This window comes from Pseudomonas sp. NFR09 (genome assembly GCF_900111535.1).
GTDB lineage: Bacteria > Pseudomonadota > Gammaproteobacteria > Pseudomonadales > Pseudomonadaceae > Aquipseudomonas > Aquipseudomonas extremorientalis.
The window spans coordinates 41778-56640 of the sequence record NZ_FOIH01000015.1 but is presented as its reverse complement, the minus strand read 5'-3'; the positions used below and the strand labels follow the sequence as shown (position 1 = coordinate 56640).

Below are 14863 nucleotides of genomic sequence, written 5' to 3'. Positions count from 1 at the left end.
AGTGAGATTTATGTGATTTTTTTGCGACCTCAAAAGCACAAAAGATTGCGTTTTTCTTTCACTGCGGTAGTGTTGCGCCAGCGGAACGCAGCACGTGCCCCTCCCCTTTTTAGGAACGAAATGAGCAGCCTGAGCAAATTGCTGAGCGTCCTGGACCTGTTCGGCCCACAGACATTGAAGATCGACCCCGACACCATCGCCGAGCGCATGGGCCTGTCACGGGCCACCGTGTACCGCTACGTCAAGGACTTGTGCGATGCCGGCCTGCTGACCCGCGTGGATGCCGGCAGCTATGGCCTGGGCCCACGGGTGATCGAGCTGGACTGGAAGATGCGCCAGTACGACCCGATCCTGCTCGCCGGGCGCGAGCTGATGCACGAGTTGTCCGCGCAAACGGGCCTGGCGGTGTTTGCCAGCGTGTTTTATGACGGGCGCATCATCAACACCTACATCGCCGAGCCCACCGACACCTATCACTTTGCATTCGGGCGTGGGCAACCGTTGCCGTTCTTTCGCGGCGCGCAGTCGAAGGTGTTGATCGCCTACCAGAAAGGCCGTCGCCTGCAACGCCTGTTCGACGAGCACCTGGCCAACGACCCCGCCAGCCCCTACGACTGGGCGGGGTTCAACAAGGCCGCGAAAAAGATCCGCAAGGACGGCTACTGCCTGACCCACGATGAGCTCAACCTGGGCCTGACCGGTATCGCCGCGCCCATCATCCAGACCGACCTGGACGAAGTGGTCGGCAGCCTGTCGGCCGTCGGCAGCACGCAAAGCTTCAAGCTGCTGCGCCAGGAAACCGTGATAGAGATGGTCATGGACACCACGCGACGGATCGCCGACAACATGCGCAACCCGCCTACCACCAGAACGGCATAGGTATCCCAACGCCGTACCCAGCCATGCTCAGAACGGCACGGCCACGGTCACCTGGCTGTACACATTGGTGCCATTGCCCCCCACCTGATTACCGCCCGTGGTCGCGTCCTTCTCGGGCTTGTACAGGCCAACCAGCGGGGTGACGATCAGGTGCGGGTTGACCGCCCATTCGGCATACAGGTCCAGTTCCCGGGCAGTGAGGTTGATTGCATCGCGCTTGCGCACGGTGTCGAAATCGAAGAACAGCGCGCCCAGGGTCAGGGTTTCCAGCGGGGTCGCCTTCAACCCGACATGCTGGACCCGTGTATTGCTGTTGAACGGCCCCGAGTAGTTGCTGGCGACTTCGCCTTGCAGCCAGGTGCCGTACCCCAGGCTCTGGCCGGTGAACAACGAGTCCCACTTCTGTGAGTAGCGCGCATAACGGTACGTGAGTTTGGGCGACCAGGCGCTATCGGCAAAGGTGTAGCCTGCCTCGCCGTACCAGGCGTTTTGCGGGCCGGCGTCCTTGTCCTGCCAGGCGTACTCGAATGCCAGGCTGACGTTCTTGACGCCCGCATCGCCCTCACCGCGCACGCTGTAGACATTCATGCCCTTGCGCTGGCGCTGGAAGTCACTGGCCCATTGATCGTTCACGTTGATGCCGTGGATCCAGGTCAGCCCGATCGTCCCCGGCTGGGCGGTGTAGTCCAGCGTACCGGCGGCCAGTTCGGTTTCGGCCTGGGCGCGGTTGTCGGACTTCAACCACAGCAGGCTGCCATGCAGGCCGTCCTGCCCACCCAGGCGCACATACGCGGTCTGGTCGAACGCATGCCGCGCCGCCAGGTAGAACGCCCCCCCGCGGTTCAGCTTGCCATCGGCGGCGCCCTTGCCCAGGTTCGGCCCGTCATCGTTGATCAGGAACCCACGACCCAGCTTGACCACCTGGCGCCCAGCGGAAATATCCACGCCGTTCTTGCCCAGCGCCGGGAACAGATCGTCGGACCGCCAGCCGAGGTACGCGTCTTCAATCTTGGTGGTGCGCTCGGTGCCCAGGGTGTTGCCTGCCGGGTCGCCATCGCCCCAGGTAGCGGAACTGAGCAGTGCAAAGGCACCGTACGCGGTGCCGTTGCCGGCGAGGGCCTGGTCGCCACTCAAGCCATACTTGATAAAACCCTCGCGCCAGGTAGAACCGCCGGGAGTGCCGTCGTAGTTCTTGCGGCTGTTGAATTGCCCGAACACCGCGGTCATGTCGGCGTTGAGGTGACGACTGTCATCGCTGTACAGCTCATAGGCATGCGCGGACGGGAAGGCGCAAAGCACCAGGGTGCACGCCAGCGCGGGGCCGATAAGTGGAGGGTGCATGGCTCAGGCTCCTTGTGCTGGCTTGCGAACAAACAGCAATTGCTGACCGGTGAACTCCAGCAGGCCTTCCAGGCCGAACTCGACGCCAAACCCGGACATCTTGCTGCCGCCAAACGGCGTGTTCGGCTGGATCTGCGCATGGCAGTTGACCCACGCCACCCCACTCTCCAGGCGGCTGGCCAGGAGCTGGGCCTGTTCGACATCCGGCCCCCACACCGAGCCGCCCAGGCCCATGTCACCGGCATTGGCGCGCCGCAGCACGTCTTCCACGTCGCGGTAGGCGATCAGCGGCAGCACGGGGCCGAACTGCTCTTCGTCGACCAGGCGCTGACCGTCGGTGACGTCGGCCACCAGGGTGGGGGGATAGAAAAAACCGGGGTGATCCAGGCGTGCGCCGCCGCACAGCACCCGCCCGCCGTTGGCCCGTGCGTCGTCGACCAGGGCTTCCACCAGCGCCAGCTGTTCCAGGTTCTGCACCGGACCGAAGGTGACCCCGGCCTCCAGGCCATCCCCCACCACCTGGCGCGCCGCGATCTGCGTCAGCGCCTCGGCGAAGGCCTGGTATTGCGACTCGTGGATATACAGGCGCTTGAGGGCGGCGCAGGTCTGCCCCATGTTGAGAAACGCCGCCTGGAAGATCGCCTCGGCCACCTCTTGCACCGGCGTGCCCGGCAGGATGATCGCCGCGTCGTTGCCGCCCAGCTCCAGGGTCAGGCGCTTGAGGTTACTGGCAGCGCCGCGCATCACGCTTTGCCCGGTGGCGGTGGAGCCGGTGAAGACAATCTTCTGGATGCCTGGATGCGCCGTGATCGCGCTGCCGAAGCCTTGCTCGCCCGTCACGCAATTGATCACGCCGTGGGGCACATGGCGGGCGATGATGTCGACCAGGCCCAGGGTGCTCAACGGCGTCAGGCTCGACGGTTTGCTGATCACGCAATTACCGGCCCGCAATGCCGGCATGATGTGCCACACGGCGATCATGAACGGCCAGTTCCACGGCGTGATCGAGGCCACTACGCCCAAGGGTTTGCGGTGCAACTCGATGCGTTGGGTGGGGGTGTCTTCCACCAGCTCCACGGCAATGTCTTGCCCCGCCGCGTAGCGGGTCCAGGCGGCCGCGCCCATGACTTCGGAAAACGCCAGTTCCAGCGGTTTGCCTTGTTCCTGCACGATCAGCCGGGCCAGTGCATCGGCCTCCCGTTCGATATCCGCCGCAATCGCCAGCAGGCGTGCGCTGCGGTCGGCGTGGCTGCTGTGGCGCCAGCTTTTGAACGCCGCCTGCGCGGCCTCCACCGCCTGGTCGAGTTGCCCCAAAGAACCTGCCGGGCAGTGGGCGAACACCGCCCCGGTGGCCGGGTTGACCACTTCGAACCGCCCCTGCTCACCGGCCACCAGGGCCCCGTTGATAAGCATCTTGTAGTTGTGCATTTGCAACCTTCCTTTCACACGCTGGCGGGCCTGGCCGAAGGACGGCAGGCCGGTTTTATCTGGATGATCGGGTGTGGCTCAGAGCTTGTGGCTGCCCAACGCGTGGAAGCGCTGCGGCGAGAGTTTGCGCAAGCGTGCGGCGAGGTAAACCCCGATGATCAGGGCCACGGGGATGATCGCGCACAGGCCATAGGACAGGAGCTTGCTGGCCCCGGTCAGCACGTCGAAGTGCACCACCGCCAGCACCAGCACCGACACCAGGGCCAGGCTGGAGAAAACGGGGAGGATACGCCCACGCCAGAGCCCGACGTTCAGTTCGGGATGACGCTGGAAGTACACGCACACCGCCACCGACGTCAGCGCCATCAGCAGGATGACGCACAGCGTCGCCAGGTTGGACAGCCAGGCGAACAGTTGCAGGATCGGATCGGCATCCATGGCGGCAAAAATCAGCACCACCACTGCTGCGATCAGACTCTGCAAGGCCGAGCCCATGTGCGGGCTCTGGTGCACGCGATGGGTGGTGCCCAGCAGGCTGTGCAGCAACCCATCGCGGCCAATCGCATAGAAGTAACGCGCGGCGGCGTTGTGGAACGCCAGCAGCCCGGCATAGATACTCACCATGAACAGCACGCGGATGACCTGGGTCAGCTGCGGGCCGACAAAATGGTCGGACATGCCGTAGATAAAGGTCGTCGGATCCTGCAAGGACTGCAACAGCGGCACGATCTTGTCCGCGCCGACGCCCACCACCATCGACCATACCGACAACGCGTAGAACCCGCCGATCAGCAGCACCGAACAGTAGGTGGCAATCGGAATGGTGCGTTGCGGGTTCTTCGCCTCTTCGCCGTAGATGGTCGTGGCCTCGAAGCCGATGAACGCCGCGAAGCAGAACAGCAGGCCAATGGACGGCGTGCCGCTGAATACGTGATGGCTGCTGAACGACGCCAGGTTGACGCCACTGTCACCGCCTGACCTGAGGATCGCGAAATCCAGGATCAGGATCGCCAGGTACTCGGCAATCACCACCACCGACAACACCCGCGCCGACAGGTCGATCTTGCGATAGCCCAGTATCGCCACGCTGGCCATCGCCAGCAGCGAGTACGCCCACCACGGCAACTCCAGGCCGAACACACTGGCCATGGTGCCGCTGACCACCCCGCCGAACATGCCATACAAGCCGACCTGCAGGATGTTGTAGGCAAACATCGCCAGCACCCCCGCCGCCCCACCGGCCAAGCCACCCAGGCCACGGGAGGTAAAGGCATAAAAGCCGCCTGCATTGGTCAGGTGCTTGGACATGGTGGTGTAACCCACCGAGAACGCCAGCAGCACCAGCAGGGCCAGGATCAGCAATGCCGGGGTACCGGCGCCGTTGCCGAGCATGATGCCAATCGGGAAGCCACCGGCGATCACGCTCAACGGGCTCGCCGCCGAGACCACAAAGAAAATGATGAAGCCCACGCCCAGGGCGCCACGCTTGAGCTCCGTGGAGGGGGTGACCGGGAGAGATACACTCATGTTGTTGACCTTATTGTATGAGGCAGTCGCTGTTGGATCGGCGCAGTCAACCGCTCACCGTCACCGAGTCGCTTATCGTTGTTGTTGCACGCTGGAATCGATCCTATGCCTGCCAACGAACGTCGCGGTAGCCCAAATCGGTCACGCACGTCCTCACCTTGCGCAAGCAGCGAAGGTGCTCTCAGGTCGTTCAAAATCGGTGAAGGTTCAGCCGCGCGCAAAACCGCTGATGGCGGCGCGGGCCGTCTGGGACGGCAGCTCGGCGAACAGTTCCTGGTACTCCGCGGCAAAATGGCTCAGGTGGTAAAAACCCCACTGGGCAGCGGCATCGCCGATGGAGAGGTCGCAGGCACGGGTCGACATCAAGGCCCGGCGCACGCCGTTGAGCCGCACCGAGCGCAGGTAGTTCAGCGGCGTGGTCTCGGCCACCGCACGGAAGCTGTTCTGCACGGTGCGCCGACTCACCTGGAGCCGCTGGCACAACTCGATCACGCTGGGCACGTTGATCATTTCCGTGGTGGTCAGGCGGTGGCATTTCTCGACAATGAAACTGCGCGTAGAGCTGGGGCTGCGCTGCTGCTTGTCACAGGCCGGGTCGGTCATCAGTTGCAGCAGCTCACCGAGCATCGCCTGTTCCAGCACCATCTCTCGCTCCCGATCGCGCGTGCTGTCGAGGTCATCGTCGGCCAGGGCCTGGGAGAACAACGCGAGCAATCGGCGGCGAGCCTGGGCGAAACGCTGGGGCGACACCTTGATCACCGGCTGGCGCAGCAGCAGGTTGAGTTCCTTCGCCGACGCGGTCTGCTCCAGCGCCTGCTCGAACAGCTCACGCTCGAAGGTGATGGACAGCAGCTCCATGCCCATCGGCATGTGGAACATGAACTCCTCGCCACCGTGCAGGAAGAACAGGCTGCTGTCGTCCACGTCGCGCCCCTGCATGCGGATCGAACCGGGCACGTTGATCGGCACCGCGAAGCACATCTTGCCCCGAGGGGCCACGCCGTTCTGCACCACACGCTGGTTGATCTGTTCGAGGAACAAGTGGCAGCCGGCGGTCGTCAGCTGCATCAGTGTGCTTTCGGCGGAGCCGGCGGTCAGCTGGCTGTAGTCCTGGCTCCACTGCTGGACGGTGGCTGCATGCACATGGATATCGCGAAAATGGCTGATCGTCTGATTTTTCATGGAGTCGCAAGCCTCTGCCAGAAATTCTTGTTTTTTGATCGCCGCTGCGCTCGATAGTCGCACATAGCACACGTCCTGCAAATCGTTTATGGGATAGCCGGCGGGCTGGAGCAGGCACGTGTATAGGTGCCGATTCGGGATACCGGTCTGGAACGCGCACCGGAGATGATCGGCACACGTAAATCGACCTGTCAGAGAGACCGTCATGAGTGAAGCCACACTAGAATCCCTGCACTTCGCGGATGCCCCGCGCATCCTCTCCAGCGCCCTGCCCGGCCCCAAGGCCAGCGAAGCCCTGGCGTTGTCGGCGCGCACCGAGTCGATGGCCCGTGGCGGCGGGCGCATGCCGGTGGCCATGGACCGTGCGTTCGGCGCAACCTTCAAGGACCCGGACGGCAATACCTACATTGACCTGTCCGCCGGTGTCGGCGTCAGCAGCGTGGGCCGTTGCCACCCCAAAGTGGTGCAGGCCATCCGCGAACAGTCCGAAGTACTGATGCATGCCCTGGAAATCAACAGCACCCGGCGCACCGAGCTGGCCGCCAAGATGTCCGAGATCGCGCCGGACGGCTTGCGTGGTGACTGCATCACCTTTTTCACCCAAAGCGGCAGCGATGCACTGGAAGCCGCGATCAAGTTCGCCAAGCGCATCACCGGGCGGCACCAGATCATTGCTTTCCACGGCGGCTACCACGGCGTGTGGAACGCGTCGGGCGCGCTGACCACCGGCACTGCCTACCGCAAAGGCTACGGCGCGCAGATGGGCGGTGTGATTCACGCGCCCTACCCGTATGCCTACCGCTTCCCGTTCGACACCACCCACAAGAGCGCCGAGCAGATCGCCGGCGACTACGTGGACTACCTGCTGAACACGCCCTACACCGCCGCCGATGATGTGGCCGCAGTGATCGTGGAACCGGTACAGGGCGAAGGCGGCTACGTGCCGCCTTCGCCGGAGTTCCTGCAACTGCTGCGCAAGGCCTGCGACCGCAGCGGCACCCTGCTGATCGTCGATGAAGTGCAATCCGGCGCCGGGCGCACCGGCAAGATGTGGGCGGTGGAACACTCGGGCGTGAAACCGGACATGCTCACCTTCGGCAAAGGCATCGGCAGCGATCTGCCGATGGCCGGCCTGATCATGCGCTCGGACCTGGCGGCAAAGATTCCCGATGGCTCGATGCCCAACACGTTCGCCGCCAACTCGCTGTCGGCGGCCGTGGCGCTGACCAACATCAGCATCCTGCAGGACCCGGAACTGGACCTGCTCAACCGTGCCCACGCGCTGGGCCTGGAAGCCCAGGCCTATATTCGCGGCTTCAACAACCCACTGGTCGGCGAAGTGCGCGGGCGCGGCCTGATGATCGGTATCGAATTGGTCGAAGACCCAGTCACCAAGGCGCCCCTGGCGGGTGAAAAGATCGGCCAGCTCATGGGCTACCTGCTCAACCACGGCGTGCTGATGATTCCCTGCGGTCGCTACAGCAACGTGATGCGCGTGATGCCGTCGCTGACCATCTCCCGTTCGCTGTTCTTCAAGGCACTGGACATCTTCGGCGACGCCCTGGCCGCCCTCAAGGCATGACTCATGGAGCGCAACATGACTGAACACTTGAATCACTTCATCGCCGGCGCGTCGCTTGAAGCCTCCGATGGACGCCGCATCGACCTTATCGATCCGGTCACGGAACAGGTCTACGCCCGTTCGGCACGCGGCACGGCCGACGACGTCAACCGCGCCGTGGGTGCTGCGCTCGAGCAACTCGAACGGGGCGCCTGGAGCCAACTCGACGGCGCCCAGCGTGGCCGGCTGCTGTCGAAACTGGCGGATCTGGTAGAGCGCGACAGCGAACGGCTCGCCGACCTTGACGCCAACGCCATCGGCCGCTCCCCCATCGAGCCGCGCCGCATGGACCTGCCCAATGCGATCGCCCACCTGCGCGCCGCTGCCGGCTGGGCCAACCAGCTCGAAGGACGCACCATCCCCACCGGCGGCTACTTCGGCACCCGCACCCTCTCGTACACCGTACGCGAGCCGGTGGGGGTGGTCGGCGCTATCGTGCCGTGGAACTCGCCATTGATGATCACGGTCTGGAAGCTCGCCGCGTTGCTGGCGGCAGGCTGCACCGTGGTGGTCAAGCCATCGGAAGAGACCCCGCAGTCGGCCCTGCACCTGGCGGCGCTGGCGCAGGAAGCGGGTTTCCCGGACGGTGTGATCAACGTGGTCACAGGCTACGGCGCCGAAGTGGGCCGCGCCCTGTGCGAACACCCACACGTCGCCAAGATCAGCTTCACCGGCAGCCCCGAGGCCGGCCGCGAGATCCAGCGCACTGCCGGCGTGCTGTTCAAGCGCGTGGCCCTGGAACTGGGCGGCAAGAGCCCGCAGATTGTCTTCGACGACGCCTCCTTCGATGACGCCTTGCGCGGTTGTGCCCTTGGCCTGTTCGCCAACCAGGGCCAGGTGTGTGCGGCCGGTTCGCGCATCCTCGTCCAGCGCAGCCTCGCCGAGCGCTTCGGCGCGGCGCTGGCCGAAGCGGCCCAGGCGGTCAACGTGGGCGACCCGCGCCAGCCCGGCGTACAGATGGGGCCGGTGGCCAAGAAAGCGCAGTTCGATCGCGTCAACCGCTACATCCAGCTGGGCATCGACCAGGGTGCTACGCTGCTGGCCGGCGGCGTGTCCACCCCTGCACGCGGCTGGTTCGTGCGCCCGACGATCTTCGCCAACGCCCGCAACGACATGGCGATTGCCCAGGACGAGATATTCGGCCCGGTGGGCACGCTGATCCCCTTCGACACGGAAGACGAGGCCATCGCGCTGGCCAACGACTCCACCTATGGCCTCGCCGCCACGGTGTGGACCACCGACCTGGTGCGTGCGCACCGTGTCGCCGCAGCGGTGAAAGCCGGCGCGGTGGGCATCAACTGCTGGAGCCCGCTGGACGCCAACCTGCCCTGGGGCGGCGTCAAGACCAGCGGGATCGGACGTGAAGGCGGCTTCAGTGGCGCGCTGGCCTACACCGAAGAGAAGGTGATCACCGTACTGATGCCCGGCTGAGCCAGCGCACTGAGCGAGCCACCCTCGATATCGCCAGGGTGGCTCACTCAAAGGTGCATTTTGATGATCGTTGGAGAGACCGTGATGAACCCAGAAAACCCGACCATAATCGATCGTTATCCAACATCCCTGCGCCTGCTGCACTGGGTGCGCGCTGTGCTCGTCGTCGGCCTGCTGTGGGCCGGCTGGCACATGACCGGTATGAATGATGAAGTGGCGAGCAAATTCGAGCTCTATTACCCCTGGCACAAATCCTTTGGGGTGCTGGCGTTCCTGCTGGTGTTGACCAAGATCGCCGTGCGCTTGCGCACTCCGAATATTCCGCAACCGCTGCAAACCCTGGAACGCTACGAACAGGTGTTATCCCGGCTGACCCAACGTGCGATGTATGCGCTGCTGGTGATCGTGCCGCTGATGGGCTACTCCATGTCGAGCACCTTCACCATGAGCGACGGTGTGTTCTTTTTCGGGGTCAACCTGCCCGAGTTGTTGCCGAAGAATGACGACTGGTTCGTGGTGTTCCAATGGCTGCACAAAACACTCGCCTATACCCTGCTGGTGCTGATCGTGTTGCACATCGCAGGGGCGCTCAAGCACCGCTTCTACGACAAAGACCCGCGCAACGACGTGCTGCGCCGCATGCTCTGAAACAACCAGGCGTCGGCGCCAGGCGCCGACGCCCTTCCCTTCTAGAACGTCACCCAGACAATGAACTGCATGTAGGTGTTGGTCGACGCACTGCCACTTTGCAGACCGCCATTGCCCAACCACTTCTCGGGTTTGTAGAAGCCGATCAGCGGTGACAGCGTGATGTTATCCGTCACCATCCAGTCCAGGAACAGGTCGACCTCGCGGGCGCTGAAATCCCGGTCCTGCTTGCGGGAAAGCTGGTGGTAATCGAAGGCCATCGCATTGAGGGTCAATTTATCGGTGGGCCGGACGGAGAGCAGCACATCGTTGATCCGCATGTTCGAGGTCACGGAACCGGCGTAATTCGTCGCTATCTCACCTTGGTAGCGTTTGCGGTAGCCACCCTGGAACAGGAAATCCCAGCCTTCGGAATAACGCGAATAGCGATAACTCACGGTCGGCTGCCATTTGACGTCGGCGAAGGTATAGCCCGCGTCGAAGAACATCGCCCGCTGCGAGCCGGAACGTTTTTCCTGGCGCGCCACTTCGAAGGCGAAGTCGGCATTCTCGATCCCGGCATTACCCTGCCCGCGCAGGCTGTAGATGTTCATGCCCTTGCGCTCGAGCCGATCACCGAAGGCGTAGCGCTCCTCCACATCCAGACCGCGAACGTAGGTAGAGCCGATGGAGCCGAGGGGTGTGGTGTAGTCAACCGTGGCGGCCGCCACTTCGGTCTTGGACTGTCCGGGGTTATCCGATTTCAGCCAGATCAGGCTGCCGTGAAGGCCATCCTTGCCACCCAACTTGAGCACCGCCGTGTTGCCGAACGCCAGGCGCTGGCCCAGGTAGAACGCGCCGCCACGGTTGAAGCGCCCGTCACGCACCCCCTCGATGGGACTGAAGGCATTGCCGGGGTTGAAGCCATCGTCGGTGATCAGGAAACCGTCCACCGTCACCAGCTGGCGGCCGAAGGAAAAGTCGACGCCGTCCTGGCCCAGGGCGGGCACCAGGTCACCTGAGCGCCAGCCCAGGAAGGCATCTTCCACCGCGGTGCGGCGCTCGTTGCCGGCAGTGATCGCACCGGTGTCGCCATCGCCCCAGGTGCCGGAGCTGAGCAGGCTGAACCCGCCGTAGACCGACCCGGCGATGAGCTTGTCCGTCGAGCCGTTGAGGCCATATTTGGCATAGCCTTCCTGCCAACGCATGCTGCCGGGCGCCTTCTGCGGGTCGCCGAGGTAGTTGCGGGTGCTGCCGAACCAGCCAAAGCCGGCGCCCAGTTCCGCGTTCAACAGCGTGCCGCCGTCGTCTTCGTTATAGAGCGTGTAGGCGTGGGCCTGCGGCTCGAAGGCACAGAGTGCAACCAGCGAAAGCAGGGGGGCATAGGGGGGTGTGCGCATGACGTCTCTCCTGTTTTTATATTTATGAGGCGAGACACGAGTGTTCCGATTGCGGCGTGCAGGCGGTAACCCAAATCAGCATGTGCGGGGCTGCTCAAAACATTCCCCCCTCCTCCCTCATTGGTTGCCGTTTTGGGCTACGGCCCGAGAACGCCATCCCCCTATGCTGGGCCCATAAGAACCATAAAAAAAACGAGGCACCCGTCATGAGCGTTTCATCCCCCTCCCCGCTGTTCCGTCAGGCGCTGTGTCTGCTGACTCTCACTGCCTGCAGCGTGCTGTCGTCGGTCGCCACCGCCCACCATTCGTTCGCCTTGTTCGACCAGACCCGCACGGTCACGGTCAAGGGCGTGGTGGAGCGCTTCGCCTGGACCAACCCCCACATCACCCTTTACCTCGATGCCGACGGACCACCGCCCCAGCGCTACAAGATCGAGACCGGCAGCGTCAACGCCTTGCAACGCACCGGCTGGAGCGCGGACTCGATCAAGGCCGGCGACATTGCCGAGGTGTCCTTCAAGCCCCTGAAAAACGGTGAACCCGGCGGGCTCCTTGTCGAGATCAAGATCGGCGACGTGGTGCTCTCGGGCGGCGGATAGATCGCCCCTGCCCTGTGCCACGACATCCGAACTGCATCGATCCGCCGCGTGGAGACACCCCATGAAACCGACACGAACCTTGCTCGCCCTGGCCGTGGTCCTTGTGACCTGCGCCGGCATCGGCAACGCCGCGACAACACCGAATAAACACCGCCCCGACATCAGCGGCACCTGGGAAAGAACCCCGGACGACTGGTTCGGCGAGAACCCGGACGACCCTGTGCACCCGGGCGGGCCGATGGACCTCAAGGCGCCCTACGCCGCCGAATACGCCGCACTCAAGAAGAAACAGGCGGCGGCCAACGAAGCCGGGACGCCGCTGGCCACCACCAGCTCGCGGTGCCTGCCCGAGGGCATGCCGACACTGATGGCGGCGCTGTTCCCGATCCAGATCATCCACGACGACCAGGACGTGATCGTGCTCGGCGAGTACCTGCAACAGGTCCGCCGCATCCGCTTGAACCAGGCCATGCCGCCCAAGGAAAAGCTCGACCCGCTCTACCAGGGCCATTCCCGTGGGCACTGGGAAGGCGACACCCTGGTGGTGGAGACCCAGCGGGTGCGTACGGATGTGCGGTTCTATGACGTGCCCCACGGCCCGGACATGAAGATCACCGAACGCATCCGCCTGCGCGGGCCGGACCGCCTGGAAGACCAGGTGCTGATCGAAGACCCGCAGGTGCTTGCCACGCCCTATCGCTTCACCTTCGAGTACAAACGCTCCAGCTACGCCATCCAGGAGTACGTCTGCGAAAACAACCAGATCGTGATCGACAGCGAGGGCAAGGCGTCCCTCAGCCTTGAGTGAGGTTGACCGCATGGAACGCTCGATAATCCTCGGCGGCATGCTGCTATCGCTGGCCCTCACGGCAAACGCGTGGGCAGAAGTGCCACGCATGCCCACGGCGATTGCCATCCCGCCGTCGGGCCAGTTGCCGCTGTCGTCGGCCAGGCGTCCCGGCACCGAATACAGCGACCTCGACAGGTACGGCTACACCGAGGAAGAGTTTTACCTGCAAGGCGTCGCCCCGGCCATTACCGCCGCGGGTCAAACCCTGCTGGAGGCGCCTTACACCACGCGCATCCTGGTGCGTAAGCCAACGGACCCGGCGCGGTTCAACGGCACCGTGGTGATCGAGCCGTTCAGTTGGTTCGGCGAGCGCGGTGCCGGCTGGATCCTGACCCGTGACTACCTGCTGCGGCGCGGCTATGCGTTTGTCGGGTACACCCTGAACCTCAACCAGCCGGCCGTTGATCCGAAGTTCATCGCGGACACCCCGGCGGCCGAGGCCGATGGGATTACCCAGTACGGGCGGATCGTGAACTTCGAGTTCATGCGCCGCTTCGACTTCGCACGGTACGCACCGCTGGGTACCTATTACGACCCGCAACGTTTCACCCGGGGCAACGCGCCCGACCCGTTCGTGCCGCAATCCCAGGGCATCGGCGCGCAACTCGCGTTGCTGCTCAAGACCCCGGCGACACAAGGTCCACTGGCCGGCTTCGCCGTACAGCGCGTGTATGTGAACAGCTGGGCGGTGACCGCCCAGGTCTGGATGGACTACCTCGACCAGGGCCGCCACCAGCAATGGCGCATGCCCGACGACACACCACTGATCGATGCCTACATGACCGGCCGCATGGCCTATGGCGAAGTCGGTGGCGACGTGATCCGGCTGCCACGCCGGATGCCCGAGGGCGTGCCGTTCGTGACCGTCTACAGCCAGTCCGAACTGATGCATGACGTGCTCGAAGGCATCCCCCTGCCGCCGGACACCGACAGCCCGCAGGTGCGCTACTACGAAGTCACCGGCATGCCCCACCTGCGCCTGGCCGACCTCGGCACGCAGCATACCGAACGGTTCGCCGCGGATGTCGGCAAGGGCGACGACCCACGTTGCCAGACGCTGTACGACGAACCGGTGGAACTGGTGGTGTCGGCGCTGCTCGAGCGCATGGATCAATGGGTACGCGAGGGCACCCCCATGCCCCGTGCGTCCCGGGTGGTGCGTGACGGCAAAGCCGCTGCGCGCGCGCCCTCCACCGGCAACCTGCTGGGCGGCGTGCGCCCACCGTGGGTGCAGGTGCCCAGCGCGACTTACCTCACCGACCAGGAGACCGGCTGCGGGCTGATCTACGACACCAAGGTGCCTTATGCGAAGGACGTGCTTGGCCGGCGCTATGGAACCTTCAACCGCTACGCCCAGAAATTCGAAGAGGCCAAGGCCCAGTCGGTCAAGGAAGGCTACCTGCTTCCAGACGATGCGGCGGGCCTGCGCCCGATCGCCACGCCCCAAGACTTCTAACCCCACGAGGAAGCTACGCCGATGTCATCGTCACTCATCATTGCCTGGCTCTATGCGACGCCCTTGAGCACCGCCATCCGTGACGTCCTCTGGGTCATCCCCACGGTCCAGAGCATTCATATCATCGCCATCACCGTGCTGTTCGGCTCGGCGCTGGTCAGCGACCTGCGCCTGGCCGGGGTGCTCGCCACGGACGAGCCCTTGCGGGGTGTGGTGCGCCGCTACTACCCGTGGATGCGCAACGCCCTCATGGTCCTGCTCTTCACCGGGCTGATCATGATCATCGCCGAGCCCGACCGGGTACTCGTCAACACCACGTTCTGGCTGAAGATGGTCCTGGTGGTGACGGCGTTCACCCTGACGTTACTCCTGCGGCGCCCACTGCTGCGAGCCCCCGATGAACGCGAAACGCGCCCCATCAAGGCGCTGGCCTGGCTGTCGATCGGCCTGTGGTGCGCGGTGATCATTTGCGGTCGCTGGATCGCCTACACGATCTAAGCGTTTTCAACCCAAGCCTTGAGG

13 protein-coding genes are annotated in these 14863 nt (G+C 64.1%); 8 read left to right on the top strand and 5 right to left on the bottom strand.

Translation table 11 applies throughout. The features are described 5' to 3' along the window. Positions 1 to 120 precede the first annotated feature (120 nt). Positions 121 to 879, top strand: coding sequence for an IclR family transcriptional regulator (locus BMX59_RS27040; RefSeq protein ID WP_071491536.1), 759 nt, complete (start codon positions 121 to 123; stop codon positions 877 to 879). A 27-nt stretch (positions 880 to 906) separates the two neighbouring features. Here BMX59_RS27040 and BMX59_RS27035 read toward each other — a convergent pair whose 3' ends face one another. From BMX59_RS27035 to BMX59_RS27020, 4 genes are all read right to left on the bottom strand, one after another. Then, on the bottom strand, positions 907 to 2220 hold the full coding sequence (locus tag BMX59_RS27035; RefSeq protein WP_175486718.1) for an alginate export family protein: 1314 nt from the start codon (positions 2218 to 2220) through the stop codon (positions 907 to 909). 3 nt (positions 2221 to 2223) lie between these two features. Further along, entirely contained in the window at positions 2224 to 3648 is a 1425-nt protein-coding gene (locus BMX59_RS27030; RefSeq protein WP_093127880.1) for an aldehyde dehydrogenase family protein, read from the bottom strand. A gap of 78 nt (positions 3649 to 3726) precedes the next feature. Beyond that, a complete protein-coding gene (locus tag BMX59_RS27025) occupies positions 3727 to 5175 on the bottom strand; it encodes an APC family permease (RefSeq protein WP_093127876.1) in 1449 nt (482 codons plus the stop codon). Between the two features lie 207 nt (positions 5176 to 5382). Beyond that, entirely contained in the window at positions 5383 to 6357 is a 975-nt protein-coding gene (locus BMX59_RS27020) for a helix-turn-helix domain-containing protein (RefSeq protein WP_071489614.1), read from the bottom strand. Positions 6358 to 6562: 205 nt separating this feature from the next. On the opposite strand from BMX59_RS27020, the gene BMX59_RS27015 reads away from it, so the two are divergent. From BMX59_RS27015 to BMX59_RS27005, 3 genes are all read left to right on the top strand, one after another. Continuing rightward, entirely contained in the window at positions 6563 to 7939 is a 1377-nt protein-coding gene (locus tag BMX59_RS27015) for an aspartate aminotransferase family protein (protein WP_092249834.1), read from the top strand. Between the two features lie 15 nt (positions 7940 to 7954). Beyond that, positions 7955 to 9409: an aldehyde dehydrogenase family protein gene (locus BMX59_RS27010; RefSeq protein WP_092249855.1), complete on the top strand. Its 1455-nt coding sequence runs from the start codon at positions 7955 to 7957 to the stop codon at positions 9407 to 9409. An 84-nt stretch (positions 9410 to 9493) separates the two neighbouring features. Continuing rightward, positions 9494 to 10057 carry a cytochrome b gene (locus tag BMX59_RS27005; RefSeq protein ID WP_093127871.1) on the top strand — a complete coding sequence of 188 codons (564 nt, stop codon included), beginning with the start codon at positions 9494 to 9496 and terminating at the stop codon, positions 10055 to 10057. A 41-nt stretch (positions 10058 to 10098) separates the two neighbouring features. On the opposite strand, the gene BMX59_RS27000 is transcribed toward BMX59_RS27005, so the two are convergent. Further along, positions 10099 to 11436 carry an alginate export family protein gene (locus BMX59_RS27000; RefSeq protein ID WP_092249828.1) on the bottom strand — a complete coding sequence of 446 codons (1338 nt, stop codon included), beginning with the start codon at positions 11434 to 11436 and terminating at the stop codon, positions 10099 to 10101. A gap of 206 nt (positions 11437 to 11642) precedes the next feature. On the opposite strand from BMX59_RS27000, the gene BMX59_RS26995 reads away from it, so the two are divergent. From BMX59_RS26995 to BMX59_RS26980, 4 genes are all read left to right on the top strand, one after another. Continuing rightward, a complete protein-coding gene (locus BMX59_RS26995; protein ID WP_071489618.1) occupies positions 11643 to 12035 on the top strand; it encodes a DUF6152 family protein in 393 nt (130 codons plus the stop codon). Positions 12036 to 12096: 61 nt separating this feature from the next. Beyond that, positions 12097 to 12843 (top strand): hypothetical protein, encoded by a 747-nt coding sequence (locus tag BMX59_RS26990; RefSeq protein ID WP_071489619.1) that lies wholly within the window; start codon positions 12097 to 12099, stop codon positions 12841 to 12843. A gap of 10 nt (positions 12844 to 12853) precedes the next feature. Further along, positions 12854 to 14341: an alpha/beta hydrolase domain-containing protein gene (locus BMX59_RS26985; RefSeq protein WP_093127864.1), complete on the top strand. Its 1488-nt coding sequence runs from the start codon at positions 12854 to 12856 to the stop codon at positions 14339 to 14341. Positions 14342 to 14362: 21 nt separating this feature from the next. Beyond that, positions 14363 to 14839 (top strand): DUF6644 family protein, encoded by a 477-nt coding sequence (locus BMX59_RS26980; protein WP_092249822.1) that lies wholly within the window; start codon positions 14363 to 14365, stop codon positions 14837 to 14839. Positions 14840 to 14863 lie beyond the last annotated feature (24 nt).